At 65.0% G+C, this 26,541-nt stretch carries 23 protein-coding genes; 13 read left to right on the forward strand and 10 right to left on the reverse strand.

The features are described 5' to 3' along the window. Positions 1–97: 97 nt before the first annotated feature. Both QCE49_RS25575 and QCE49_RS25580 read right to left on the reverse strand, forming a co-directional pair. Positions 98–892, reverse strand: a complete 795-nt coding sequence (locus QCE49_RS25575; RefSeq protein WP_008354256.1) for a 3-hydroxybutyrate dehydrogenase — start codon at positions 890–892, stop codon at positions 98–100. A 743-nt stretch (positions 893–1,635) separates the two neighbouring features. After that, a complete protein-coding gene (locus QCE49_RS25580; RefSeq protein ID WP_008354257.1) occupies positions 1,636–3,036 on the reverse strand; it encodes a GntP family permease in 1,401 nt (466 codons plus the stop codon). Positions 3,037–3,343: 307 nt separating this feature from the next. Here QCE49_RS25580 and QCE49_RS34630 point away from each other — a divergent pair, with 307 nt between their 5' ends. The 3 genes from QCE49_RS34630 to QCE49_RS25590 all read left to right on the forward strand — a co-directional run bounded on the left by QCE49_RS34630 (position 3,344) and on the right by QCE49_RS25590 (position 5,158). Further along, positions 3,344–3,859 carry a PAS domain-containing protein gene (locus QCE49_RS34630; RefSeq protein ID WP_409017494.1) on the forward strand — a complete coding sequence of 172 codons (516 nt, stop codon included), beginning with the start codon at positions 3,344–3,346 and terminating at the stop codon, positions 3,857–3,859. Between the two features lie 36 nt (positions 3,860–3,895). Then, entirely contained in the window at positions 3,896–4,798 is a 903-nt protein-coding gene (locus tag QCE49_RS34635) for a sigma-54 interaction domain-containing protein (protein ID WP_409017496.1), read from the forward strand. Between the two features lie 93 nt (positions 4,799–4,891). Further along, complete coding sequence (locus tag QCE49_RS25590) at positions 4,892–5,158, forward strand: hypothetical protein (RefSeq protein WP_008354259.1); 267 nt, start codon at positions 4,892–4,894, stop codon at positions 5,156–5,158. A 4-nt stretch (positions 5,159–5,162) separates the two neighbouring features. On the opposite strand, the gene QCE49_RS25595 is transcribed toward QCE49_RS25590, so the two are convergent. Next, complete coding sequence (locus tag QCE49_RS25595) at positions 5,163–5,732, reverse strand: lipocalin family protein (protein WP_008354260.1); 570 nt, start codon at positions 5,730–5,732, stop codon at positions 5,163–5,165. 647 nt (positions 5,733–6,379) lie between these two features. After that, positions 6,380–6,619 carry a DUF4148 domain-containing protein gene (locus tag QCE49_RS25600; RefSeq protein ID WP_008354261.1) on the reverse strand — a complete coding sequence of 80 codons (240 nt, stop codon included), beginning with the start codon at positions 6,617–6,619 and terminating at the stop codon, positions 6,380–6,382. Between the two features lie 500 nt (positions 6,620–7,119). Here QCE49_RS25600 and QCE49_RS25605 point away from each other — a divergent pair, with 500 nt between their 5' ends. Continuing rightward, positions 7,120–7,671 (forward strand): NADPH-dependent FMN reductase, encoded by a 552-nt coding sequence (locus QCE49_RS25605; protein ID WP_008354262.1) that lies wholly within the window; start codon positions 7,120–7,122, stop codon positions 7,669–7,671. A gap of 65 nt (positions 7,672–7,736) precedes the next feature. On the opposite strand, the gene QCE49_RS25610 is transcribed toward QCE49_RS25605, so the two are convergent. Together QCE49_RS25610 and QCE49_RS25615 are read right to left on the reverse strand one after the other, a co-directional pair. Beyond that, on the reverse strand, positions 7,737–9,110 hold the full coding sequence (locus tag QCE49_RS25610; RefSeq protein ID WP_250457942.1) for a hypothetical protein: 1,374 nt from the start codon (positions 9,108–9,110) through the stop codon (positions 7,737–7,739). A gap of 178 nt (positions 9,111–9,288) precedes the next feature. Then, positions 9,289–11,547: a hybrid sensor histidine kinase/response regulator gene (locus tag QCE49_RS25615; protein WP_175982388.1), complete on the reverse strand. Its 2,259-nt coding sequence runs from the start codon at positions 11,545–11,547 to the stop codon at positions 9,289–9,291. 785 nt (positions 11,548–12,332) lie between these two features. On the opposite strand from QCE49_RS25615, the gene QCE49_RS25620 reads away from it, so the two are divergent. The 8 genes from QCE49_RS25620 to QCE49_RS25655 all read left to right on the forward strand — a co-directional run bounded on the left by QCE49_RS25620 (position 12,333) and on the right by QCE49_RS25655 (position 19,897). Further along, positions 12,333–12,701: a response regulator gene (locus tag QCE49_RS25620; RefSeq protein WP_008354266.1), complete on the forward strand. Its 369-nt coding sequence runs from the start codon at positions 12,333–12,335 to the stop codon at positions 12,699–12,701. Next, positions 12,694–13,317: a chemotaxis protein CheC gene (locus QCE49_RS25625; RefSeq protein ID WP_008354267.1), complete on the forward strand. Its 624-nt coding sequence runs from the start codon at positions 12,694–12,696 to the stop codon at positions 13,315–13,317. The genes QCE49_RS25620 and QCE49_RS25625 overlap by 8 nt, the downstream gene beginning before the upstream one ends. Positions 13,318–13,320: 3 nt before the next feature. Further along, on the forward strand, positions 13,321–14,262 hold the full coding sequence (locus QCE49_RS25630; protein ID WP_008354268.1) for a diguanylate cyclase: 942 nt from the start codon (positions 13,321–13,323) through the stop codon (positions 14,260–14,262). A 248-nt stretch (positions 14,263–14,510) separates the two neighbouring features. Beyond that, positions 14,511–15,359 (forward strand): presqualene diphosphate synthase HpnD, encoded by an 849-nt coding sequence (gene hpnD, locus QCE49_RS25635; protein WP_250436266.1) that lies wholly within the window; start codon positions 14,511–14,513, stop codon positions 15,357–15,359. Further along, positions 15,359–16,633 carry a hydroxysqualene dehydroxylase HpnE gene (gene hpnE, locus QCE49_RS25640; protein ID WP_250457949.1) on the forward strand — a complete coding sequence of 425 codons (1,275 nt, stop codon included), beginning with the start codon at positions 15,359–15,361 and terminating at the stop codon, positions 16,631–16,633. The genes hpnD and hpnE overlap by 1 nt, the downstream gene beginning before the upstream one ends. Beyond that, a complete protein-coding gene (gene shc, locus QCE49_RS25645) occupies positions 16,633–18,612 on the forward strand; it encodes a squalene--hopene cyclase (protein WP_250457956.1) in 1,980 nt (659 codons plus the stop codon). The genes hpnE and shc overlap by 1 nt, the downstream gene beginning before the upstream one ends. Positions 18,613–18,638: 26 nt before the next feature. Next, positions 18,639–19,295 carry a phosphorylase gene (locus QCE49_RS25650; RefSeq protein WP_051079095.1) on the forward strand — a complete coding sequence of 219 codons (657 nt, stop codon included), beginning with the start codon at positions 18,639–18,641 and terminating at the stop codon, positions 19,293–19,295. A gap of 128 nt (positions 19,296–19,423) precedes the next feature. Beyond that, on the forward strand, positions 19,424–19,897 hold the full coding sequence (locus tag QCE49_RS25655; protein WP_250457958.1) for an acyl-CoA thioesterase: 474 nt from the start codon (positions 19,424–19,426) through the stop codon (positions 19,895–19,897). Positions 19,898–19,941: 44 nt separating this feature from the next. On the opposite strand, the gene QCE49_RS25660 is transcribed toward QCE49_RS25655, so the two are convergent. Together QCE49_RS25660 and QCE49_RS25665 are read right to left on the reverse strand one after the other, a co-directional pair. Next, on the reverse strand, positions 19,942–20,916 hold the full coding sequence (locus QCE49_RS25660; protein WP_175982338.1) for a VacJ family lipoprotein: 975 nt from the start codon (positions 20,914–20,916) through the stop codon (positions 19,942–19,944). Continuing rightward, a complete protein-coding gene (locus QCE49_RS25665) occupies positions 20,913–23,573 on the reverse strand; it encodes an MMPL family transporter (RefSeq protein WP_250457959.1) in 2,661 nt (886 codons plus the stop codon). The genes QCE49_RS25660 and QCE49_RS25665 overlap by 4 nt, the downstream gene beginning before the upstream one ends. Before the next feature lie 213 nt (positions 23,574–23,786). Between QCE49_RS25665 and QCE49_RS25670 the strand changes: the two genes are divergently transcribed. Beyond that, positions 23,787–24,404 carry a phospholipid-binding protein MlaC gene (locus QCE49_RS25670; RefSeq protein ID WP_175982336.1) on the forward strand — a complete coding sequence of 206 codons (618 nt, stop codon included), beginning with the start codon at positions 23,787–23,789 and terminating at the stop codon, positions 24,402–24,404. Positions 24,405–24,431: 27 nt separating this feature from the next. On the opposite strand, the gene QCE49_RS25675 is transcribed toward QCE49_RS25670, so the two are convergent. Together QCE49_RS25675 and QCE49_RS25680 are read right to left on the reverse strand one after the other, a co-directional pair. After that, complete coding sequence (locus QCE49_RS25675) at positions 24,432–25,070, reverse strand: response regulator transcription factor (RefSeq protein WP_008354278.1); 639 nt, start codon at positions 25,068–25,070, stop codon at positions 24,432–24,434. Beyond that, on the reverse strand, positions 25,060–26,487 hold the full coding sequence (locus QCE49_RS25680; RefSeq protein WP_008354279.1) for a cache domain-containing protein: 1,428 nt from the start codon (positions 26,485–26,487) through the stop codon (positions 25,060–25,062). Before QCE49_RS25680 ends, QCE49_RS25675 begins: the two co-directional genes overlap by 11 nt. Between the last annotated feature and the right edge of the window lie 54 nt (positions 26,488–26,541).

The following is a 26,541-nucleotide window of genomic DNA, read 5'->3' on the forward strand; positions in this document are numbered from 1 at the left end:
ATTACAAGGACATAACGGCGATTGGCCCCACAATCTTTAGGGGAATCCGACTGAAACGCTCAAGTGTGGCGATTTGTCGCCGATAGGGGCGCGTTAGTTACTGCGCGCTCCATCCGCCGTCGATTTGCAGCGCCGAGCCGCGCATTTCGCTGGCGGCATCGGAGCAGAGGAACACGGCCATATCGCCGATCTGCTGCGCCGTCACGAATTGCGCGGACGGCTGTTTGTCGCCGAGCAGCTTGGCGCGGGCCGCGTCCGGCGTGAGCGAGTCGCGGGCGGCGAGATCGTCGATCTGTTTCTGCACGAGCGGCGTGAGCACGAAGCCTGGGCAGATTGCGTTGACGGTCACGCCGGTGCGGGCGTTTTCGAGCGCGGCGACTTTGGTCAGGCCGAGAATGCCGTGTTTCGCGGCGACGTACGCCGATTTGCCCGCCGAGCCGACGAGCCCGTGCACCGACGCGATATTGATGACGCGGCCCCAGTTGCGCGCGCGCATTTGCGGCAGCGCGACGCGCATCGTGTGGAACGCCGAGCTGAGGTTAATCGCGATGATCGCGTCCCAGCGATCGACCGGGAATTCGTCGATGGTCGCGACGTGCTGTATGCCGGCGTTGTTGACGAGGACATCGACGGCGCCGAATTGCTCGTTTGCGAAGGCGATCATCGCTTCGATTTCTTCGGGCTTCGTCATGTCGGCGGGATGGTGGACCGCTTTCACGCCGGTGGCTTCGATCTGCTTCAGCGCGCCTTCGATATCGCCGAAACCGTTGAGCACGAGATTCGCGCCTGCCTGTGCGAGTGCCGTCGCGATGCCGAGGCCGATGCCGCTCGTCGAGCCGGTGACCAATGCCGTCTTGCCGGCGAGCGCTTTGTTCAATGCGGTTTGGGTCATATGCGGGTTTTTTCCTTCTTTCCGGAGTTTTGATCGGGTTCTGCGGAGTTTGGTGTGTTGGCTTGCTGTGCGTAAATTAGGGTTTTTTCTTTTTTTCGCCGGATCCCGTATTCGTGTCGGTCTATTGGCACTGCCCCTGTGCGGGGCGGCACTCACTTTCTTTGCTGCTGCAAAGAAAGTAAGCAAAGAAAGCAGCTACTGATACGCCCGCGGTCACACGCAATTTGGGTAGTCCTCTCGTCCATCGTGGGCTGCCTAAAGAGTGCCCTCAAACACCTAATCGGGCTTGGCTCGCGCACGGTCTGTAACATCGCACCACATAACAAACTGGTTCAGCACGAAATAGCTCCAGCCCGCTTCGCGGCCGACCGGTCAAGCGGGGATGCATGCGCTTCTTCACTAACGCCTCCATCTCACTGCACTTGCCTTACGTTGGTTTCCCTTGCGGACCCGGCGGCAGCGCGTAGCGCTGTGCCGAAGCCATTTCGTGCTGAACCAGCGTTCTCAACGGTTTCGGGCGGCAGACCGTGCGCGAGCCAAGCCCGGTTAGTCCTTCGAGGGCACTCTTTAGGCGAGTGCCGCCTAGGACGAGAGTACTACCCAACGTGCGTGTGACCGCGGGCTTGAAAAGCTGCTTTCTTTGCCTACTTTCTTTGCAGCAGCAAAGAAAGTAGGTGCCGCCCCGCACAGGGGCAACGCTAATAGACCACTAAGAAAACGGGATCCGGCATAAACCGAAAAAATCAAACAATGCCGGTCGCGTAATAAACCGCGATAACAAAGAACACGGCCAAAGTCTTGATGATGGTCACAGCGAAAATATCGCGATAAGACTCGCGATGCGTGAGCCCGGTCACGGCCAGAAGAGTAATAACAGCACCGTTATGCGGCAGCGTATCCATACCACCGGAGGCCATAGCCACAACGCGATGCAGCACTTCCAAAGGAATATGTGCAGCTTGAGCGCCAGCGATAAACGTATCCGACATGGCAGCAAGCGCGATACTCATCCCGCCGGAAGCAGACCCCGTAATCCCCGCGAGTGACGAAACGGAGATAGCCGCATTGACGAGCGGATTGGGAATGCTCTTGAGCGCATCGCTGACCACGAGAAACCCTGGCAAAGCCGCGATCACACCACCGAAGCCATATTCGGAAGCCGTGTTCATCGCCGCGAGGAGCGCCCCCGCAACGGCCGCCCGCGTCCCCACCGCGAACCGCTCCTTCACGCGCGAAAACGCGGTCAGCAGAACGAGCACGATGCCAAGCAGCAACGCACCTTCCACCGCCCAGATCGCGACGACGGTTTTGACAGCCGTCGTGACAGGCGCATGCACGCCCGGCAGCACTTCCGGCGGCACGGTATAGCTCGCGCCATACCACGTCGGAATCCACTTCGTCAGCGCGAAGTTGGCAACGCCGACGAGAATCAGCGGCGCGATCGCGAGCATCGGATTGGGCAGCGACGTCGATTCCACACGCTCCGGCTCATTCACGAGCGACGTGCCGTAGCCTTCGCCCTTGGCCATCGCCGAGCGCCGGCGCCATTCGAGAAACGCCAGGCCGACGACGATAATGAACAGCGAACCGATCACGCCCAGCCACGGCGCGGCCCAGCCAGTCGTCTTGAAGAACGTCGTCGGGATGATGTTCTGAATCTGCGGCGTGCCCGGCAGCGAATCCATCGTGAACGAGAAAGCGCCCAGCGCAATCGCGCCCGGCATCAGACGCTTCGGAATATTGCTCTGCCGATACATCTCAGCCGCGAACGGATACACCGCGAACACGACGACGAACAGCGACACGCCGCCATAGGTGAGCAACGCGCACACCGCGACGATCACCGCATTCACGCGCGACTTGCCGATGTATCGAATGGCTGCGGCGACGATCGACTCCGAGAATCCCGACAGCTCGATGACCTTGCCGAACACCGCGCCGAGCAGAAACACAGGAAAGTAGAGCTTCACGAAGCCGACCATCTTCTCCATGAAGATGCCGGAGAAAACGGGCGCGACGGCAGCGGGATCGGTGAGGAGGACGGCCGCGAGCGCGGCGATCGGCGCAAAAAGAATGACGCTGTAGCCGCGATAGGCGGCGAGCATCAGGAACGCCAGGGCGGCGAGCACGATGATGAACGACATTGAGTCTCCGTGATGGTTGTTCTTTGAAACTGTCAGCGCGCCTCTTCTGGAAGCGCTGCCGGCGCATGGATAACGCACCGCGCGTGCAAAATGCACTTTCCGTGCCAGTGTGCTGAAACTCAGGCGCGACAGGCATCAGGGGAAGATGACATCGCAAGGTTTCAGGAAAATGTCTCCAAACGGAGACATCCTCGTCTATCGAAACAGCTGCATACAGCATTGAGAACTAGTGCAGATGCGGATAGCGGGCGCGTCTCCGGATTGAGATAGTCGTCTCGATATGGAGAAAACGGAGACTTTGGGCGCCATGCGCAACGACTGGATCAACGTGCCGGCGGACTACAGCGACGTGATGCGCCGCGCGATGGAGTCGCTTTTCAAGACCTTCGAGAATCTGAGCGAAGGCACCTTCATCGTCGACGCGGACGCGCGCGTCGTGTGGATCAACAAACGCTACGCGGCGCGCTTCGGCTTCGACGATCCGCTCGACGCGATCGGACTCGACTGCGAAGCGGTGATTCCGAACAGCCTGATGCGCGAGGTCGTCGCGACCGGCAAGCCGATTCTGCTCGACGTGCTGGAAACGGATCGCGAGCCGCTCGTCGTCACGCGTCTGCCGCTAAAGGACGACTCCGGCGCGACGGTCGGCGCGATCGGCTTCGCGCTCTTCGACGAGATGAAGGCGCTCACGCCGCTGTTCGCGCATTACTCGCGCGTGCAGCAGGAACTGATCGCGACGCGCCAGTCGCTTGCGCAGGCGCGGCGCGCGAAGTATACGTTTTCGAGCTTCGTCGGCCCGAGCCCGGGCCGTCTCGAAGTGTAACGTCAGGCGCGGCGCGCGGCGCTCGGCGGTGCGCCCGTGCTTCTGCTCGGCGAAACCGGCACCGGCAAGGAACTGCTCGCGCATTCGATCCACGGCGCGTCGACGCGCGCGGGTAAGCCGCTCGTGACCGTCAACGTCGCGGCGATCCCCGACACGCTGCTCGAAGTCGAGTTCTTCGGCGCGGCGGCGGGCGCGTACACGGGCGCGGAGCGGAAAGGGCGCGTCGGCAAGTTCGAACTCGCCGATGGCGGCACGCTTTTCCTCGACGAAATCGGCGATATGCCGCTGCCGCTTCAGGGCAAGCTGCTGCGCGTGCTGCAGGACAAGGAGTTCGAGCCGCTCGGCTCGAATCGCATCGTGCGCGCGGATGTCCGCATCATCGCGGCGACCTCCGCCGATCTGCCCGCGCTCGTCGCGGCGGGACGCTTTCGCGCGGACCTGTTCTATCGGCTGAACGTGCTGACGATCCACGCGCCGCCGTTGCGCGACCGGCTCGCCGATATCGAAGCGCTCGCTTACGCGATCCTCGAAGACCTGTCCGCCGATACGCGGCCGGGGCACGTCGGCCATTTCGTGCTGCATAAAGATGGCCTGCAACTGCTCGAGGCGTATTCCTGGCCCGGCAATGTCCGCGAACTGCGCAACACGCTCGAACGCGCGTTGATGCTGTCCGAAACCGAGCACATCGACGCCCGCGCGCTCTCCGCGTTCATCGATGCGGGGCGAGTGGCGATCGCGGCGCAGGCCGAACCCATCGCCCAGGAAGGCGACGAGCCGCCGAACGTGTCGTACGCCGACGCGATGGCCGATTTCGAGCGGCGCTTTCTCTCGGATGCGTTGCGCGCGAGCGGCGGTCGGGTCGCGGATGCGGCGGAGAAAATCGGCATCGGACGGGCGACGTTGTACAAGAAGATCGCGGCGCTCGGCATCGCCGTCTGACGCACTTTTGCGAACAGGCGAATTGTCGCGAAAGCTTCGCGTGGCATACTCCCGAAATCGAAAAATAACGACCAAGAATCAAAGGGGTAGCGGATGAAAAGCGCGACGGAACTCGGCAGAAAACTCGGCCTTTCGATCATGCTGGCGGGCAGCGCGTGGGCGCTCGCCGGATGCAGCAGCGCGCCGCCGCTTTTCTCCGCCGACGGACGTCCGACGCAACAGATTCAATGCCCCGCCTACGGCGGATGGCGCAATTGCACGGACAACGCGAAGGCGCTCTGTCCGAACGGCTACGACGTGCTTGGCCAGTCGACCGAGAACAATCAGAACTCGCTGCTCGTCGCTTGCAAGGCAAGCTGAAAAGTCAGCCTTGCTGCGTTTCGCGCAGCATCGTGACGTCGTAACCGAGCGCGCGCGTGCGCTCGATCAGCGTGCGACGCAACTCCGCCGAAGGCTTCGCCTCGCGCGTCAAAATCCACAGATAACGCCCGGTCGGTTCGCCGACGATGGACCACGTGTAATCGTCGGCGTGATCGAGAATCCAGTAGTCGCCGACGTAGAACGGACCGAAGAACGACACCTTCAGCTTCGTCCCATTCGATCCGGGGACGATCTTCGCGCGTCCTTCCGCCGACCGGTACGGACCGCTCAGCCCGCCTTGCCTGCACGCGTTGACGACGGATACGAGCCCGTCCTCGCGACGCGCGTAGTTCGCCGTGACGGCTTCGCAATTGCGCTCGAAGCGATTTTCGTAACGCGCGAACTCGTGCCAGTGACCGAGATAGCGATCGATGTCGACTGCCTTCGACGGTTCGGGCACGTTGTCGTTGCCGCTTGGGCGCGCCCCGTTCGACGCGCATGCAGCCAGCGTCGCGACGCCTCCGATCAGAGCCAGCGCCGCAGCGCCGTATGCCCAAGGTCTTTTGATGGTCATGTTGCCGGGGTGGGTGAGAAGTACGAGGGCTGACAGAGCAGCAAGTGCCGTTCCGTCCGCCGAGTGGCTCCCGAATTTCCTCACCTCAAGGCGTATCCATGACGCGGGTAAATAACCGCGGGAAGCGCAAGTAGCTGTGCCGACTGGGTTTAATTCCTGGGCCGCGGCCTGACGACAAGGCCTTTTCCTGACTCCCGAATCTGCTCACCTTTAGCGGAGCGCGTCGCGTAGCCGAAGCCGGCGCGTTTCGAAACGATGACCGGGCGGCTCGAAGTACATGCCGCGCCGCATCGTGGTCAAGCAAGTCGAATGCGTTAAAGAACAACGGCTTGGGTGGTCCACTTAAGAATGTGACTGAGCTGCCGAATTGCTTCGCGATCCCGATGATCCGGCTATAAGTGAGGCGCGGCTGTATCGGCTGGCTCACCGTGGGGAGGCTCCCGAAACGTCTCACCTTTTCCCTCGGAGCTCACCATCATGCTGCCGGTCTTCGGTCTCATCATCGCGGGCTACGCGTACTGAACGCGGCTTTGCTCTGACCGCGAAAAAAAAGCCCGGCGCGGGGGCACCGGGCGAACCACCTTCATTCCGACGGTGGAGGAGGGCCAGTTCAGACTGCTTCCTCTGATTATCGAAATCGCTGCTGTTCAGTGCGCGCTGGAACCGTCGCGCACGCCGGCCTGAAGCTGTGCGTGCCGTTCCTGATAAGGACGCAATTGCGGATAGCTCAGCGCGTTGACCGCATCCAGATCGCCCGCGCGACGCGCGCTCTGTAGCTCCGCTTTCACTTCGGCGCGGGTCTTGCCCACAGGCGTCGATTGCGCAAAAGCGGGCGCGGTGGCGAGAAGCGCCGACAAAACGAGACCGCCGATCAATGAGCTTTTCATTTGAATCTCCTGGATGCGTGTGCGTCGGGGCCGACGCGTGAGAGGCAGTCTAGGAGGATTCCTATTGGACAAAAATACTGATTGAGCCAACACATTGTTGTTCAGAGTGGATGAATGCGCGCCCGCGATGGCAAGTAATCGCTCACTTAATGCGGAGATTTTTACGCGATCAGCAAGGATGCGTTCCGATTCGTACGACCTTTTTGCGCGACTTGGGGCGCTTTGTTTCGTGGTTGAATCAGAAAATTATCGGAATGAAAGTTACTCTCGACTTATCCACAGAAACTGTGGATAACCATGGGGATAGCTCACTGTGAACCGCGTAGTGGCGCGGCGCGAGGTACATTGCTCGATTCATCGCAAAAATAGTCCCGATTGACTGCGCGCATTGAAGACGGCCGACCCGCGATGCGCCTATCATGTGCACGCGCGTCGTCGCGAGGACGGCGTTGTCCGGAACGCTTCATCCGCCTTTTCATACCTTTGACGGGGAAGATCTCATGGCCTTAAAGATCGCGGTGGTCGTCGGCAGTCTGCGACAGGGTTCGTTCAACAAGCAGCTCGCGCATGCGCTGGTGTCGCTCGCGCCGGGCGATTTCTCGTTCGAGTTTCTCGACATCGGTAGCCTGCCGTTGTACAGCCAGGACTACGACAGCGACTTTCCCGAAGCCGCGCGCACGTTCAAGCAGAAGATCGCCGAAGCAAACGGCCTCTTGATCGTCACGCCGGAATACAACCGCTCGATTCCCGGTGTGCTGAAGAACGCGCTCGACTGGGGCTCGCGTCCGTGGGGACAAAGCGCGTGGGGCGGCAAGCCGGGCGCGATCATCGGGACGTCGGTCGGGGCGATCGGCACGGCGATCGCGCAGTCGCATCTGCGCGGCGTGTGCGCGTACCTCGACATCGTGCTGATGAATCAGCCGGAGATGTACATCAAGCACGACGAAAAGCGCATCGACGAAAACGGCAATATCGTGAGCGAAGACACGCGCAAATATCTGCAGACGTTCATGGACAAGTACGTCGCATGGGTGCGGGATCGGGCGGCCTGAGCGCTCACCGTTCACACGAAAAAACGGCCCGCGCAAGCGGGCCGTTGTCGTGAGCGGCTCGGAACTCAGACGTGATGATGTCCCGTCACACGATCCCAGCCGTGACGAATCGCCGCCTTGAAGCGTTCCCACGTATCGCCTTCGGGGTGCTTGCTCTCCCAGTCGCGGCGCGTTTCGTATTCCATCTGATCGTCCCAGGTGCGGCTGCGGAATCGATCGTCGTTGCCGAGCGTCGCGCCGTAGCGATACGCGCCCTGATAGTCCTCGTAAGGCTCGCCCGTCGCCGAATACTTCGATGCGTAATCGGCGCGGAAGTCGTCTTCGTACTCCATGAATTCATTGGGCACGTTTTGCGGATTTCCGATGGGTCCGACCGGACCGCCCGCCTGCGTTCCCGCCGAAGCGACAACCGGATCGGGCGACGATCCCGCCGCGCGCGCCGCGCCCGCCTGAGACGGCGTCGCGGGTTCGTCGAGCGGGCTCAACGGTTCGACGGAGCGCCATTCGGACGCCGTGTCGGTACGCACGCCGGGCAACGGAGCGCGCTCGGGCGGCACCGCGCCGGTCGTGCGCAGCGGATCGCGGCCCGCGATGGCGTCGCGCTCCGATAGCGAATCGCCCGCGAGTTCGGTGCGCGCCGCGAGCGGATCGGCGGGCGTCCCGGCGAGCGGATCGGCGAGCGGATCGGCGAGCGGATCGGCGCCGGTCGTCGCGTACGAATCCCGGCCCGTGACCGGGTCGCGACCGGCGAGCGGATCGCGGGCGGTGCGTTCGGCGTCGCTCGTCATCGACTGGGATTGGGACTGCGATTGCGACATGCCGCCGCGCGGCATCAGCGGATCGTCGGCGGGATCGCTGACGTAATCGCGCGGCGTCAGCGCGGCCGGATCGCCGACATCGGCGTGCGGATAAGCCCGCGCACGCGACGGCGTCTGGTCGGGATCGTTCACCGGCTCGCGTCCCGGCACCGCGCTGCCGCGTCCGAGGCCCAGTTCGTCGAGCACCGAATGATCGCGGTCATCGGCGGCCGCCGCGGACGTGCCGTGTTCGAGCGTCGTCCAGCTTGCCGCGCGTTCATCGATATCGATCGCGCCCTGATCGGACAGCGTCGCGCGCGCGATGTCGGCCTGCTCGACGCTCGGCGTTTCGACGGCGACGAGGATCGCACCGCGCCGCACGGCCTCGGAATAGTGCGCGACTTCCGGCGGCTGATCGCGTCCGCCGAAGAGCATGCTGAAGAAGCGCTCGATGTTGGCGAGCACGCCCGGCTCCTGATGCGTGACGGCATCGGGCATGTCGGACGGCGCGGCTGCATCGTCGCGCTTGGGATTGGCCTGCAGTTCGATATCCGCGCGCAGGAAGCCGGCGGCGATCAGGGCCGAGCGCGCGTCCTCGGCCTGCGCATAGGTGTCGAAAACTCCGATGACGGTGTGTCGCATGTACGCCTCCTGCGGATGGGCGAATTCCGAAAATCGGCGACGTCGGTCGCCGCGCATGTCGGCATTCACGCAACTCGCGTGCCGGATGCGCGTGAACCGGCGCGAGCGGCACGGCGCGGGAAAAGGAGCCGGCGCTTTTACAAACGCGCGTGCAAAAGTCGATTGCAGCGCGGGCGGTTCAGCGATCGACCGAACGCGCCGCGCGCAGATCGGAAGGCGTCGCGCCGTCGCGGATCGCGCGCAGGAGCGCGTCGAGCAGCGCGATGTCGAACGGCTTGGACAGCACGCGCGCGCCGACCTGCCGCGCGCGGTCGAGCTCTTCCGCGTAACCCGTGACGAGGATCACCGGAATGCGCGGGTGAAAGCGCTGCATCATTTCGGCGAGATCGATGCCGTTCATCTGCCCCGGCATGTGAATGTCGGAGAGCACGACATCGAACGGAAAACCGGCCGATGCGTCGGCGCGCGCGGCTTCGAGCATCGTCGCGGCGGCATCGGCGTTGAAGAGGTAGGTGACGTGGTGGCCCATCATCGTGAGCAGCGCTTCGGTGCCGGCGGCGACTTCCTCGTTGTCCTCGACGAGCAGCACGCGCAAGCCGTCCGCTTCCTGCGACGCCGCTTGTTCGTGCTTCGCGGCCGCGCCGGGCGCCGCCGCCGTCGCGCGCGGCAGGTACAGACGCACGGCGGTGCCCGCGCCGATCGCGCTGTCGATGGTCGCGAGCCCGCCCGCGCGCTCGCAGAACGCGAACACCTGCGGCAGGCCGAGGCCCGTGCCCATGCCTTTCGGCTTGGTCGTGAAAAGCGGTTCGAACGCGCGCCCGAGCACTTCGGCGCTCATGCCGAAGCCGTTGTCTTCGAGCGTGATCTGCACGAATTCGCCGGTGATCGGAAAGCCGTCCTCGTGGCGAAAGCGCACGTTGCCGGCGCGCACGGTGAAGGTGCCGCCGTTGGGCATCGCGTCGCGCGCGTTCACCGCGACGTTGATGAGCGCGAGCTCCAGTTCCGCCGGATCGACGCGGATCGCCCACACCTCCGGCGCGACTTCGACGCTGAGCGCAACCTTCGCGCCGAGCGATGCGCGCAGCAACTCGCGCCCCGCCGGCACCCATTTGCCGATCGCGATGATCTCGCTGCGCAACGGCTGTTTGCGCGCGACGCCGAGCAGTTGCCGCGTGAGCGACTGGCCGCTTTTCAGCGCGCGTTCCATCGCCGTGAGTTCGCGATCGAGGCCGGGCGCGCCGCGCCGCCGCGCGATCTGCACGTTGGTCGAGACGATCATCAGCAGATTGTTGAAGTCGTGCGCGACGCTGCCGACGAGATTGCCGAGCGCCTCCATCTTGCGCGCCTGCCGATACGCCGATTCGATCGAGCGGCGCATCGACGCTTCGGCCTGCCAGCGCTCCCACGCTTCCTCTTCGGTCGCGAGGCGCCGCAACGACTGCGCGATTACGCCCCACAGCACGACGCACGGCGCGAAGATCGAGAGCGCGAGCACGCTCAGATGCTTCCACCATGCCGACCAGATCGTCGCGATCGGATAGCCGCTCGATACATAGGCCGGATACCCGCCGACGCGCCGGAACGCGACGATCTTCAGCTGATCGTCCAGCCCCGAAACCATCCTGACGACGCCGCTTCGGCCGCCCGCGCGGTACGCCTCGCGCAGCGGCGAGCTGGCCGCGAGCGCCATGCGATCGGCCGGGCGCGGCGGATACCACGCGAGCACTTCGCCGTCCGCGCGCGTCAGACCGAGCGACACGCTCGGGTTATCGCCGATCAGCTCGCGATAGAACGCGCTGAAATACGATGGGCGCAGCGCGATCGTCACCATGCCGTCGAACGCGCCCGCCGGCGTGCGCCGCGCGATCGCCGTGTTGAACACCTGCTCGCCGGCGACGCGGCCGACCATCACGCGCGAAATCCGCTGGCTCTGGCCGGCGCGCAGGCCGCCGAAATCGTCGCGCTCGGCAACGGAGATGTCGGGCGTCGGCCAGATGCGGCTCGTCGCGAGCAGCTTGCCGTCGGCGCCGAACACGGATGCCGCCGCAACTTGCTGATAGGAGCCGCTGATCGCCTTGAGGCGCTGATGGATCGTGGCGCTTTCGCGGCGGATCGCGGCGGCGTCGAGGCCGTCGAGCAGATCGACGATGCGCTCGTTGAGCGTCACGTTCAGATCGAAGACTTTCAGCGCGTGTTCTTCCGCGACGCGGGCGTTGCGCGCGACCAGATCGGAGGCGTCGGCGACGCGCGCGTGGTAATCGGTGTATGCGGTGATGGCGACGTACACGCACGGCAGCACGACCGCCGCGACCAGCAACGCATAGAGCGTGAGGCGCTGCGCGGCGAAGTTGCGCTCGGGCACCACCGGAAAAGGCGGTTCCTCCTGCCACGACTGCGCGGCGGGAACGGCGTCGGACTCCTCACGTTGCAGCGTCATTTTTGGCAGCGAATTGGAAAACTTACTCATGGCCCGTACCTTTCGTACGCGGTAGCGGGCGTGGACGGTGCAACCGCAACTAGGACGCACGAAGCATGCCGGATCGGCGCGATTCAGCCTTCCCGGCCGTCGAACGAAGCTTGCACGCGGCGCGCAGTTAGCGAGATTCTTGGAAGCGCAAACGTACACAAAAGCATGGACTGACAGCGCATCGGAACACATCGAGCAGAATTCACCCGTATCGAACCTTATTTCATCATATTAATTCTCGCTTGGCGCCTCATCGAGTTGCTTTGACATTCTGATAATCAGACAATGCAATCCTCCGATCCGAAACGCCGCTGAGAGCGTCGGCCGGGGAATACAAGCAGCCTCCCGGCGCGCGTCGGGGCGAAGTACCGCTTGCCCGGCAGATGCGGGCAGGCAGCGCGACCGAGCGAGGAGAAAAAGGCCAAGGTCCGGGATCTCCGGATCACGCACGGGGCAGGCAACATGACGCCGATCGAGAGCCAGCATCCATCGCGCACTGGGCGCGCGCTGATTACACAGCGCCCGCCCGCCGCGTGGCGCGCCGACGTCGACAGGCGACGCGCCTGGCTCATCGCCGCCGACCTGCATCACCGACAGCGCCCGCATTCCCGCCGGGCCCAAGGGCTCACGCCGGTTCTTCCGTGAACATCGCTATAAAGATCGCTGCGCGGATGCCGTAATCCATACGAGAGCCCGCCGTGTCCGTCGACACGACCGTTCTCCGCCCGAAAACAGCCTAAAAGATCCTGCCGACCATGCCGTTGCCGATTGTCATTGCCGATGATTCACTGCTCGCGCGCAAGGTGCTGACGCGCGCGCTGCCCCCGGACTGGGACGTCGAGATCTCCTACGCGACCAACGGGCGCGAGGCGCTCGAGCACTATCGGGCCGGCCGCGCCTCGGTGATGTTCCTCGATCTGACGATGCCCGACATGACGGGCTATCAGGTTCTCGACGCCTTGCAGCACGAAGATCTGAATACGTTCGTGATCGTGGTATCCGCCGATGTGCAGCCGATGGCCCAGGAACGCGTACGCGCGCTCGGCGCGATCGCCTTCCTGCCGAAGCCGGTGACGCCCGAAGCGCTGCGCCCCGTATTGAAGGAGTACGGTCTCCATGCTTGAAACCGCCCTCAACGAAGATCAGCGCGACGCGCTGCAGGAAGTGGCCAACATGGCGATGGGCCAGGCCGCGACGCGTCTTTCGAAGCTGCTCGGCACCTTCATCGAGCTGTCGGTGCCGCGCGTGCGCGTCGTGAGCGTGGCGGAGGCATCCGCGGCGCTTTCGGAGATGACCGGCATCACCGATACCGTTACCGCCGTGCGCCAGGGCTTCCGCTCGGACATCAAGGGCGAGGCGATCGTGCTCTGCAAGAGCGGCAGCGTCGATCAGCTGTGCGCGCTCGTCGACGATCCCTACACGAAGTCCACGTACACGACGACGACGCGCACCGAGCTCGTCTTCGATATCGCGACGGTGCTGATGGGCGCGTGCGTGTCGTGCATTCTCGACCGCCTTGGCCGTTCGCCGATTTTTTCGCCGCCCGGCATGCTCGGCTCGGACATCGGGCTCGACGAGGTCTTTCAGCCCGCGATGCTCGCGTGGAAGACGGCGCTCCTGCTCGAAGTGAATTTCGCGCTCGAAGACCACAGTTTTCGCGCGCATCTCGTGATGCTGATGGCCGAGGACGCGATCGCGCATCTGAGCGAAGCGCTCGATGCGCTGCTGTCGAGCCTCTGACGAATGGAAGACCTGCGCCATCTGCTGAGCGAGCTGGTGATCGAGCGTGTCGGATTCGGCATCTTCGTGCTCGATCGCGACCTCAACGTGCTGATGTGGAACCGCTTCATGCAGGACCACAGCGGCAAGACGGCCGAGCAAGTGATCGGCAAATCGATTTTCGCGAGCTTTCCGGAACTGCCGCGCGTGTGGTTCACGCGCAAGGTCGAAAGCGTGTTCCAGCTCGGCAGCTTCGCGTTCAGTTCGTGGGAGCAGCGCCCGTATCTCTTCAAGTTCGACCACGACCGGCCGATCACCGGCGGCGTCGATTACATGCAGCAGGACTGCACGTTCATGCCGCTCACGCTGGAGGGGGACGTGCGCGCCGTCTGCGTGACGATTTCCGACGTGACGCACGCGAGCATGATGCAGCGCGCCCGCGACGAAGCCGTCGCGAAACTGCAGGAATTCGCGGACCGCGACGGCTTGACCGGCATCGCGAACCGGCGCTATTTCGAGCTGCGATTGCGCGACGAATTCCAGCGCTGGCATCGCTACGGCGGCGAACTGTCGATGCTGCTCTTCGATCTCGACCATTTCAAACGCATCAACGACGATCGCGGCCACCTCGTCGGCGATACGGTCCTGCGCGTGATGGCCGAGCGCGTCGCCAAAGCCGTGCGCGTCCAGGACGTGTTCGGGCGTTTTGGCGGCGAGGAATTCGCGCTGCTCTTGCCGTGCACGAATTTCGACGACGCGATGATCGTCGCGGAGAAAGTGCGGAGGGAGATCGGCGAGACGCCCGTCGACGTGCAGAACGCGCGCGTGCCCGTGACGGCGAGCGTCGGCGTGGCGCGTGCGCGTACCGGCGTGACGTCGTCGTACGAAGCGCTCATCAACGAGGCGGATGCGGCGCTTTACACGGCCAAGCGCGAAGGGCGCAATCGCTCGGTGGGATTTGCCTGAAAACGCGCCTGAATCCGCCCCTGAAACCGCGCCCGATGCGCCGCGCCATGCTCCGCGCGGCTCCGGCGCAATCGGGCAAAGTATTGATATACTCTTTGCCGCTTCCGGCGCAGTCGCAGCCGGCTCGCGCCGGCTTTCTTCCTTGATCGTCCCGCTCAGCGCCAGGTGGTTCCGCGCGCGCCGGGCCGCGTCGGGTCCGGCGCCCGATCTCTTAATTTGCCCGTGGGGGCGCCACAGCGGAGTTCGTCTTGGCCGTTTCCAACATCATCGCTGATGATCCTGCCCCCGACGCCGCGAAAACGTCGTCGGGAAGCTCGTTTTATCTCGCGATGCGTATCCTTCCGGCTGCGCAGCGCGACGCGATGTACCAGATTTACGCGTTCTGCCGCGCGGTCGACGACATCGCCGACGAAGGCACGCTGCCGCGCCGCGAGCGCGCGCTCGCGCTCGACCAGTGGCGCGAGGACATCGATGCGTGCTACGCCGGCGCGCCGAAGAAATCGCTCGAAGCGCTCACGCAGCACATCCAGGCTTTCCGGCTTTCCCGCGACGACTTCCACGCCGTGATCGACGGCATGGCGATGGACGCCGCCGGCGATATCGTCGCACCCGACGAAGCCACGCTCGACCTCTATTGCGACCGCGTGGCGAGCGCCGTCGGCCGGCTGTCGGTGAGGATCTTCGGGATGCACGAGGACGCCGGCCGGCGGCTCGCGCATCATCTCGGGCGCGCGCTGCAACTCACCAACATCCTGCGCGACATCGACGAAGACGCCGAAATCGGCCGCGTGTATCTGCCGCGCGAGTTGCTCGCGCGCGAAGGCATTTCGACGAGCGATCCGGCGAGCATCGTCGGCGACGCACGCCTGCCGCGCGTGTGCGCCGTGCTGGCCGAGCGCGCGAAGGGCCACTACGCGCAGTCCGACGCGATCATGGCGGCTTCGCCGCGATCGCAGGTGCGCGCGCCGCGCATCATGTCGGCGGCGTATCGCACCGTGCTCGACGCCAATCTCAAACGCGGTTTCGACCTGCCGCGCACGCGCGTGCGGACGCCGCGCTCGCGCCTGCTGTGGATCGTGGCGCGCAATCTGATCTGATGTCCCGGCGGGTTTTCGTCGTCGGAGCGGGCATCGCCGGTCTTGCCGCCGCGGTCGAGGCGCAACGGCGCGGCGCGCGCGTCGTGCTGCTCGACGCCGCGCCTCACGCGGGCGGACGCTGCCGCTCTTTCTTCGATACGAAGCTCGGCGTCACGCTCGACAACGGCAATCATCTGCTGCTTTCGGGCTACCAATCGACGATGGCGTACCTGCGCGCGATCGGCGCAACCGATACGCTGATCGGCCCGACGCAGCCCGACTATCCTTTTTTCGATGTCGCGAGCGGCGACGCGTGGACGATCCGCATGTCGTCCGGACGCCTGCCGCGCTGGATCTTCGATGCCGACGCGCGCGTGCCCGGCACGCAGCCGGCCGACTACCTGCCGTTTCTGCCGCTCCTGTGGGCGAAACCGGGCCGCACGGTCGAAGAATGCGTGCGGCGCAAGGATCGCGTATGGACCCTGCTCGCGCGCCCGCTCTTGCGCGCGATGCTCAACGCCGATCCGTCCGAGGCGAGCGCGGAACTCGCGGCCGGCCTGCTGCGCGAAACCGTCGCGCAAGGCGGCCAGGCGTGCCGTCCGCTCATCGCGAGAAGCGGGTTGTCGCACGCGTTCGTCGAGCCCGCGCTGCGGCTCTTGCAGTACGGCGGCGCGGAGATCCGGCTCGGCTCGCGCGTCGCGGCCGTCGGGGTATCCGGCACGGATTCGACGGAGCGTGTAAGCTCGCTCGCTTTCGACGGCGCGGACCCGCTGACGCTCGCGCCCGGCGACGGCGTGGTGCTCGCCGTGCCGCCCGATGGGGCCCGGCGCCTCGTGCCGGGGTTGAGCGCGCCGGACGCATCGCGTGCGATCGTCACCGTGCATTTTGCCGTCGATGCACCCGTGGGCTTCGAGCCGCTGACGTGTCTCGTCAACGGCATGTCGGACCGGCTTTTCGCGGCCGACGGACGGCTCTCGGTCACGCTGTCGAGCGCCGGCCAATGGCTCGCGACGCCGCACGAAGAGCTCGCGCAGGCGGTCTGGCGCGAAGCGGCGAAGGCCGTGCGGATGCCCGCCGTGCCGACGCCGCCCTGGCAAGTCGTCGTCGATGAACATGCGACGTTTGCCGCCGTGCCGGCGCAGGAAGGCTTGCGGGCCGCCACGCGCACCCGCTGGCGCAATTTCACGCTCGCGGGCGACTGGACGGCGACCGGCCTGCCCGCGACGATCGAAGGCGCGATCCGCTCCGGCCAGAAGGCCGCGGATGCGCTGTTGAATCAATCGATGGAACGCTGATGAACGATTTATCCCTTTCGGCCGTGGGCGCGCAGGTTTCGGGCGCGCCGCTCGACGCCGCCGTCAACCACGCCACCGATGCGCTGCTCGCGGCGCAACATCCGGAAGGCTACTGGCTCTACGAACTCGAAGCGGACGCAACGATTCCCGCCGAATACGTGCTGCTCGTCCACTATCTCGGCGAGACCGCCGACGAAAAGCTCGAAGCGAAGATCGGCCGCTATCTGCGCCGCATTCAGCGCGAGGACGGCGGCTGGCCGCTTTTCACCGACGGCGCGATGGATGTCTCCGCGACCGTGAAGGCGTATTTCGCGCTGAAGATGATCGGCGATTCGCCCGACGCACCGCACATGGAGCGCGCCCGCGCAGCAATCCTCGCCGCGGGCGGCGCGGAGAAAGTGAACGTGTTCACGCGTATCCTGCTCGCGCTGTTCGGCGTCGTGTCGTGGCGCGCGGTGCCGATGATGCCCGTCGAGATCATGCGTCTGCCGATGTGGTTCCCGTTCCATCTGTCGAAGGTGTCGTACTGGGCGCGCACGGTGATCGTGCCGATGCTCGTGCTCAACGCCAAGCGCCCGCGCGCCCGCAATCCGCGCGGCGTGCGTATCGACGAAGTGTTCACGAACCCGCCGGTCAATACCGGGATGCCGTCGCGCGCCGGGCACCAGAGCCGCGGCTGGTTCGCCTTTTTCCGCGTGGTCGATTCGATTCTGCGCGTCGCCGATCCGCTTCTGCCGAAAGCCGGCCGCGAACGCGCGATCGATGAAGCCGTGCGTTTCGTCGACGAGCGGCTGAACGGCGAGGACGGCCTCGGCGCGATTTTCCCGGCGATGGCCAACTCGGTGATGATGTACGACGTGCTCGGCTATCCGCCCGAGCATCCGAACCGCGCGATCGCGCGCAAGTCGCTCGACAAGCTGCTCGTCATCGACCCGGCCGACGACGGCGAAGCGTATTGCCAGCCGTGTCTGTCGCCGGTGTGGGACACGTCGCTCGCGGCGCACGCGCTGCTCGAAACCGGCGTGCCGAAGGCGCGCGCGGCGGTCCGGCGCGGCCTCGACTGGCTGGTGCCGCTGCAGATTCTCGACGTGCGCGGCGACTGGGTTTCGCGCCGCCCGGACGTGCGGCCCGGCGGCTGGGCGTTCCAGTTCGCGAACCCGCACTATCCGGATGTCGACGACACCGCCGTCGTCGCGATGGCGATGGAACGCGCCGATCGCGAAAACGGCACGGCGCTGTACGGCGAGTCGATTGCGCGCGCGCGCGAATGGGCCGTCGGCATGCAGAGCAGCGACGGCGGCTGGGGCGCGTTCGAGCCCGAAAACACGCAGTTTTACCTGAACAACATCCCGTTCTCGGATCACGGCGCGCTGCTCGATCCGCCGACCGTCGACGTTTCCGCGCGCTGCCTGTCGATGCTCGCGCAACTCGGCGAGACGTCGTTGAACAGCGAGCCGGCGCGTCGCGCGTTCGAGTACATCGTGCGAGATCAGGAGCGCGACGGAAGCTGGTACGGGCGCTGGGGCATGAATTTCATCTACGGCACCTGGTCGGCGATGTCCGCGCTGAACGCGGCGGGCGTCGCGCCGACGGACACGCGCATGAAGCGCGCGGCGGACTGGCTCATCGGCATCCAGAACGACGACGGCGGCTGGGGCGAGGACGGCGACAGCTACAAGCTCGACTATCGCGGTTATGAGCAGGCGCCGAGCACCGCGTCGCAGACGGCGTGGGCGCTGCTCGGGCTGATGGCGGCCGGTCTCGTCGAGCATCCGGCGGTCGCGCGCGGCGTCGGCTATCTGCTGAAGACGCAGCAAAAGCACGGCCTGTGGGATGAAACGCGCTTCACCGCGACCGGTTTTCCGCGCGTGTTCTATCTGCGATACCACGGCTATCGCAAGTTCTTCCCGCTGTGGGCGCTCGCGCGCTATCGCAATCTGACGCGCGACGGGCTCACGCGCGTGACGGCGGCGATGTGAACGCGCCCGTCGTCGCCGTGACCGGCATGGCGTTCGAGGCGAAGATCGTGCGCGGACGCGGCGTCGATGTCGTATTCGCGGCGCGCGCCGATCTGCTCGAGCGCGCGCTGTCCGATGCGCTCACGCGCGGCTGTTCGGGAATCGTCAGCTTCGGCACGGCGGGCGGGCTCGCACCGGATCTGAAGCCGGGCGCGCTGATCGTCGCCGACAGCGTGTGCGGTCCTTTCGGCGAGCTGCATACCGATGCGGCGTGGTCGGCGCGCATCGTCGATGCGTTCGCGGGCACGCCCGTCGAGCGCGTCACGCGGCGCGGCAAGACGGCTGGCGTCACGGCGCCCGTCAAGACCGAGGCGGAAAAGCGCTCGCTGCATTCGTCGACGGGCGCGCTGGCCGTCGATATGGAATCGCATATCGCCGGGGCCATCGCGACGGCGCGCGGCTTGCCGTTCGCAGTGTGCCGCGCCGTGGTCGATCCCGCGTGGCGAACGTTGCCGACCGCCGCGACGGCCGGTTTGCGCGATGACGGCACGACGGCGATCGGTCCGATTTTGCGCGAATTGGTCCGCGATCCGGCGCAGTTGGGCGCGCTTCTGCGCCTTGCATCCGATGCCCGCGCCGCCCGCGCGACGCTCGTGCAGGCGCGGCACGCGATGGAATCGGCGCGGGCGTTGGCGGTGGCATAACGCTTCGGTCTCATCCCTTGCTTTCTGCGGGTTAACCCTCATCTCGGTATAATCAGGGAAAACCCTGATCGAGCGCGCGTCTACAGGAACTCCGCGACGCGCGCAGCAATGAAAGCGAGGTACCGCAAATGAATTTCCACACCCGTAAATGGGTCAAGCCCGAAGACCTGAACCCGAACGGCACGCTCTTCGGCGGCAGCCTGTTGCGCTGGATCGACGAAGAAGCCGCGATCTACGCCATCTCGCAGCTGGGCAATCAGCGCGTCGTGACCAAGTTCATGTCGGAAATCAACTTCGTGAGCTCGGCGCGGCAGGGCGACATCATCGAACTCGGCATCACCGCGACGCAATTCGGCCGCACGTCGATCACACTGCGCGCCGAAGTGCGCAACAAGATCACGCGAAAAAGCATTCTGACCGTCGAGAAGATGGTGTTCGTCAATCTGAACGAACAGGGCGAGCCCGCGCCGCACGGCCGGACGCAAATTCGCTACGCGGATGAATTGTTCGAAGCCTATCGCCGCGATCAGGGCGTCGTCGAAGCGCCGAAAGTGTCGGGCGACGACTTGCTCGAAGAAGTCACGGAAGAAGCCGCACACTAAAGAGAAAACGGGCGCCGAAGCGCCCGTTTCGTTTTACGAGCTCGTCACTTCGCAGGCTGCGCTGCGGGATCGTCGTACTGCGGCAATCCCTGCGCCTTGCTCGAACTCGGCGACGGCTGAGTCTTCGGCGCATTCTCTTCCGGCGCAGGCGATTTCCCGCCGACGCCACCGGCCGGCGATGCCGCCGCGCCCGGATCCACATACGTCGGCAAGCCTTGCTCCGTGCTGCCGCCGCCGGTTTCGCCCGGCGCGCTCGCGCCTTCGGGCGCCGATGCGCCTTCGTCGCCGTAGTCGGGCAGCGAGCTCGCGCCGCCGCCCGTCAGCAAATACTGACGCCGCTGCGTATACGCGTCGCGCACGAACGCGTATTTGTCGAGGGCGGCAGCGGAAAGCAGATCGGTCGCGCCGATCAGGTCGGCCCGCGCGCTCACGAAGTTCAGGCCGAAGAGCGGCCAGCGAATCTCCGCATCGGAATAGCTCAACGGATTCACGCGCCAGTCGACGAGCCACGTCGTCGAGTCGCGGAACGAGCTCGGGCCGAGCAGCGGCAGCACCAAATACGGTCCCGATGGCATGCCGTAGTGCCCGAGCGTCAGCCCGAAATCCTGATGATGCTTCGGCAGACCCGCCGGCGATGCGATATCGATCAGACCGCCGATGCCGAATACCGAGTTCATCGCGATACGCATCAGATCTTGCGTCGCATCGGTGATCTTCAACTGCAGCAGGTTGTTCGCGAAGTTGGAGAAATCGCCGAGATTCGAGAAGAAGTTGCTGACGGCCGTGCGGAACGGGCTCGGCGTGTAATCGACGTAGAACTGCGCGACCGGCTTGGCGACATAGGTATCGAGCGTGTCGTTGAACGTGAAGATCTTGCGGTTCATCGGTTCGAGCGGATCCTTCGGATTGCGATCCGGGCCGGTCGCGCATCCCGTCGTCGCGAGCGCGCCCACAATCGCGAGACTCAAGCCCAATTTACGCACAGCACGAGCGGTCAAAGCCGTCGATCCCGACTTCATTCTTCAATTCCTCTTAGGTTGTCATGTCGTTGCGCCGCCCTGAGCTTCGCGCGCGCCGCCGCGCGCACCTTGCGCGGCTTGCCCATCAATACCGGCTGAAAGACCACCGCGCCGATCAGCGTGCAAAAGAGCGACAGCGCCAGCAGCCGTCCCATGCTGGACGTGCCCGGATGATGGGAAAACCACAGGCTGCCGAATGCGGTCGCGGTCGTGGCCGCACTGAACATAACGGCATGCGTGAGACTGGACTGAAGCAGCCGGGTCTGGCCGGAACGCCACGCCATCACGAAATAGATCTTGAAGGCGACGCCGACGCCCAGCATCAGCGGCAACGCGATGATGTTCGCGAAGTTGAGCGGCATCCTGAAGACGACGCACAATTCCAGCGTGACGATCGCGGAAACGAGCAACGGTACCAAAGTTCTCAGAACGTCGCCAAAACGGCGCAGCGCGATCCACAGCAGCACCGCGATCGCGATCAGCGAATAGAGCGCCGCCTGCTCGAACGCTTTGATGATCGTTTCCGCCGAATGACGCACGGAGATCGGCCCGCCGATCGCGTTCGGCTCGGCTTTCTGCACGGCATCGGCGAAGTGCGCGAGCAGCGCGTCGTCGTTGGGATCGACGCCAGGCGGAATCTTCGGCGCGACATCGACGAGCGCCTGGCCGTTCGGCGTCACGAACGACGCGACCATGTGCGGCGGCAGCGTTTCGCGCGTGATCTCCGCCGGCGTGAGCAGCGCGCGCAATTGCGCGAGCGCGATACGCAGCGGCTCGGCCATCGCATGCTCGGCGCGATCGCGCGTCGCGGCGTCGGCTTGCGCCAGCTTCGCGAGCGTTTCGGACAGATGCTTCGCTTCCTTATCGCCCGGACCGGGATGCTCGTCGGCGGCGAGCGAGAGCTGGCTCGATACGCGCTTCAACGCCGCCACGCGCACGGCGTCCGTCACGGGCGAGGCCGTCTGCTGATCGAGCGCGGGCAAAAGCTGATCGGCGGCGGCCTTGATCAGTTCGAGCTTCTTCGGCTGATCGCCGGGAATGAGCGACGAGAGCGTCGTGGCGCTGCCGACTTCCGGCAGCTTCTTCAGCTTCGCGGCGATGGCATCCGCATCGGCGAGCGAGGGCGCGAGCACGGCGACGTCGTTCACCGCGCCTTCCGGCGAGTCCTGCAGCGAGATGAGCGTCGCCATCGACTCGGTGTGCGGATCCTTCAGATGCAGCGGATTGAAGTCGAATCGCAGATTGAAGAGCAGCGGCAGCGCGCCGATCACGATGACGAGCGTGCCAATCAGCACCGGCTTGCGATGCCTGTCGAGGAACTCGTCGACGGGCGCAAGAATCGGAAAGCCCGGCGATTGCGCTTCGCCCGGCGGCGCGAACACCTTGATGAGCGCGGGCAGCAGCGTCATGTTGGTGGCATACGCGACGAACATGCCGACGCCCGCGATCAGCCCCAGCTCCGACACGCCGCGATACGCGGTCGGCAGAAACGAGAAGAAGCTCGCGGCGGTCGCGGCGGCGGCGAGCGTGAGCGGCACCGCGACATGGCGCGCGGTTTCCGCCAGCGACACATCGAGCCGCTTGTGCTTGTAGCGCTCTTCGCGATACTTCACGCCGAACTGGATGCCGAAGTCCACGCCGAGTCCGACGAAGAGCACCATGAACGCGACCGAGATCATGTTGAGCGCGTGGACCATCATGAGTCCGAGCGCCGCCGTGATCGCGAGCCCGACGAAAAGCGTGATGAACACCGCGAGGATCATGCGCTTGGAACGCAGCGCGACCCAGAGGATCATCAGCACGACGAGGAAGGTCAGCACGCCGTTGAGCACGGCGCCGTCCTGCACGGACGCGAACTCTTCGTCGGCGAGCGGCTGCGCGCCCGTCAGATGCAGCGTCGCGCCGTACTTCTTGTCGATGCCGAGTTCCGCCGCCTTCGCGCGAATCTCTTCCGAGGTGCCCGCCGCCGCCTTCAGCGCGTTGAAGTTCAACTCCGGCAACACGGTGACAAACGCGCGCCCGGGCGCATCGTTCGGCGATGAATCCGCGAGGCCGCGCCATGAGAACGCCGCCGGCTGATTCGCCAGCACGCGATCGAGCACGGTCGCGCTCTTGCCGAGCAAGCCGGCCATCTGGCCGAGATTGACCTGTCCGAGCGTCAGCGGCAGGTTGAGCGTGGTGTTGAGCGTCTGCGCGAGGCCGGTGAGCGTCGGGTCGTGCGCGAGCGTATTGATGAGCGGACGCGCCTGCACGAGCTGTTTCGTGACCTGCTCGACCTCCTCCGTCGGGAGATAAAGCAGTCCGTTGTGCTCGAAGAACTCGCCGCCCGCCGGTTGCGACACCGACCTGAAGCGCTCCGGCTCTTTCGCGAGCGCGGCGGCGAGCGCGCTTGCGGCGGCATCGGCGAATTCCTGCGCGGGCGCCTGAACGACGATCAGCAATGCCGCGCCGCGCTGCGGAAACGCTTCCTCGATGGCCTTGCTGCGCGCGGCCCACTCCGGCTCCGTCTCGATCAGCTGGCTGACGTCGGTGCTGATCTTGAAGTGATGGACGACATAAATCGTGGACAGCACGCCGAGCAGCAGCGAAACGGCGATAATCCACGCCGGCCGGCGAATGGCGAGGGTGACGAAGCGAGTAATGTTGGACGTCAGCATGAAGACGTTACCTGGAGTGCCTGTTATTTTTGCGCGCGCGAGCGCGTGAATCGCATGATGCCGCGCAAGTATACCGGGCGCACTGAACGGTCCGTCCTTGAACTGTTACGCTGGCAAGGTGTCGATATACTGACTCGCAGCCGCCTGGCCGCTCCTGCAACGTCCGAAGGCCGCACTACCCGCGCCACCAAACCTGATTAGAGAACGGGTGCCATGAAACGCTATCTGTCTATTTGCTTCGCTTTCCTCCTTGCCTCGATGTCTTTCACAGGCGAGGCATTCGCACAAACGAGTCCCGATGCCGTCGTCAAGAATGCCGTCGAAGGCACGGTCAAGGCCATGAAGGCCGACCCGCAGGCGCGCGGCGGCGACATGGCGAAGATCACGCAACTCGTCGAGACGCGTTTCCTGCCCGCCACCGACTTCCAGCGCACGACGCGCATCGCGGTCGGCAAGGCGTGGGCGACCGCCACGCCCGAGCAGCAGAAGCAGCTTTACGACCAGTTCCAGACGCTGCTGGTCCGCACCTACGCGGCATCGCTCGCGCAGCTCCGCGATCAGGACGTGACCTTCAAGTTCGACGCGCCCAACGTCGACGCCAACGCGAAGGACACCGTCGTCGAATCACATGTCATTTCCACGGGCGGCGACAATCCGGTGCGCTATCGCCTGCAGAAGACACCGCAGGGCTGGAAAATCTATGACATCGACATGATGGGCGCATGGCTCATCCAGGTCTATCAGCAACAATTCGTCGGTCAGCTGCAAAAGGGCGGCGTCGACGGTCTCATCAAGTTCCTTTCCGAGCATAACGCCCGTTCCGCGGGCTGATCGCTCTCTGTCGGGCCGGGCCGGGCTTCAGGTGCGGCGGTGCTCCACCGCGAATTTGATGAGTTCGGCCTGTCCGTCGATATCCAGTTTGCGCTTCATGTTCTGTCGATGCGTTTCCACCGTCCGCACCGACAGCCCATGCTGCTGCGCAATCTGCTTGCTCGATAAGCCTTCGGCGAGCGCATCCAGAATGTCGAGTTCGCGCGGCGTCAGGCGTTCGAGCGGCGTCTGCATCGACTGTGCCTGGATCATGCGCGCGGCCAGCCCGGCACTGAAAAACGTCTTGCCGGCGAGCACCGCGCCGATCGCCTGAATGATCTCGGCGGCGGGCGAATCCTTCAGCACGTAGCCGCTCGCGCCCGCGCGCACCGCCTGCTTCACGTATTCCACGTTGTCGTGCATCGACAGCATCAGCACGCGGATACCCGGATGCCGCTCGTGGAACAGCGCCGCGAGTTCGATTCCGCTCATGCCGGCCATGCCGACGTCCATTAGCGCGAGATCGGGCGGATTCGCTTCGTCGGCGGCGAGCGCGAGCGCTTCCTTCGCGTTGCCGGCCTCGCCGATCACGCGCAGATGCGGCACGGAGTCGAGCCGCGCGCGCAAGCCGTCGCGCACGAGCGGATGGTCGTCGACCAGAATGATGCGGGCGATTTCAGCGCTCATCGGTATGTCCTTGAAGATTCGGTGCGGCGAGCGGCAGCGGTACGCGCGCCACGATCGACGTGCGGCCCGGCTGCGAGTCGATCGCGAGCGTGCCGCCGAGCGTGTCGAGCCGCTCGCGCATGTTGCGCAGGCCGATGCCGCTCGCCGGATCGGAAAACGCGTCGTGCGCGTCGAAGCCGCGGCCGTTGTCGGTGATGTCGAGCGTGACGGCGTGCGTCGCGATATCGAGCGTGACCGCCGCGCGCGAAGCCTGCGCGTGCCGCGCGACGTTGGTCAGCGCTTCCTGCGCGATGCGGAAGAGCACGGTATTGACGGGATCGGGCAGCGTCGCGCGTTGCGGTGCACAAGGCTTGCCCTCGGCGGTCGCTTCGAAGCGCACTTCGGGGCCGTCCTGTCCGTCGAATTCGCGCGCGAGCTGTTCGAGCGCGGCGGCGAGGCCGAGATCGTCGAGCATCGCGGGACGTAGCGCGTGCGAGATGCGGCGCACTTCGCGCAGCGTGCCGGAAAGGCGTCCGAGGCTCGTCGCGAGCGCGGCTTCGGCGGTCGGTTCGCGCGCCGCGCTCCGTTCGAAACGCGCCAGCGCCGATTCGAGCAGCAGCTTCACGGAGACGAGCATCTGGCTGATGCCGTCGTGCAATTCGCGCGATAGCCGCGCGCGTTCCTGTTCCTGCGAATCGACGACTTGCCGCGCGAGGCGCTTCAACTTCGCGTCCGCGCTGCGGTGCTCGCTGATGTTGAGCACCGCGCCGCACACCGCGATGATCGCGAGCCCGAAAAGCGCGATCGCGCCGATCCACATGAGCGTGCGGCGGATATTCCCGGCTGCCTGCGAATCGATGCGCGCGAGCGTCGTCTCGACATCTTCCAGATAGATGCCCGTGCCCATCATCCAGCCCCAGCGTTCGAGCGGCACGACATAGCCGAGCTTCGGCGCGATCAGTCCGGTCGACGGACGCCGCCACACGTAGCGCACATAGCCGCCGCCTTTCGACGCCTGTTGAATCAGCTCCTGGATGGTCAGCGCGCCGTTCGGATCGCGCATGAGCCAGAGATCGCGTCCGACGAGATCCGGCTGGCGCGGATGCATCAGCGACGTGCCGCGCATCGTGTAGACGAAAAAGTAGCCGTCCTGCCCGAAGTCGAGACGTTGAAGCGCATCGAGCGCGAGGCGGCGGCGTTCGTCGTTGCTGCGCGGATCGTCGGCGGGTGCGTCGTAATAAGGCGCGATCGCGCTCGTCGCAATCTCGACGTAATGGCGCAGTTCGATCTCCTTGCTCGACAGGTACGCGGCCTGCGTCGTGTCGTGCTGCGCTGCTGCGAGCGCTTGCGCCTGCTGGCGCACGCCGTAGGTGATGCCGCCGATCGCAAGCGCGAACGGCACGATCGCGAGCAGGAAGATCTTTGCCTTGAGATTCATCGATACAGGGTGTTCACATTCGAAGCCGCGGCGCGCCGCTTGCTGGAAACACAG

This window comes from Caballeronia sp. LZ008 (assembly GCF_031451435.1).
GTDB lineage: Bacteria > Pseudomonadota > Gammaproteobacteria > Burkholderiales > Burkholderiaceae > Caballeronia > Caballeronia zhejiangensis.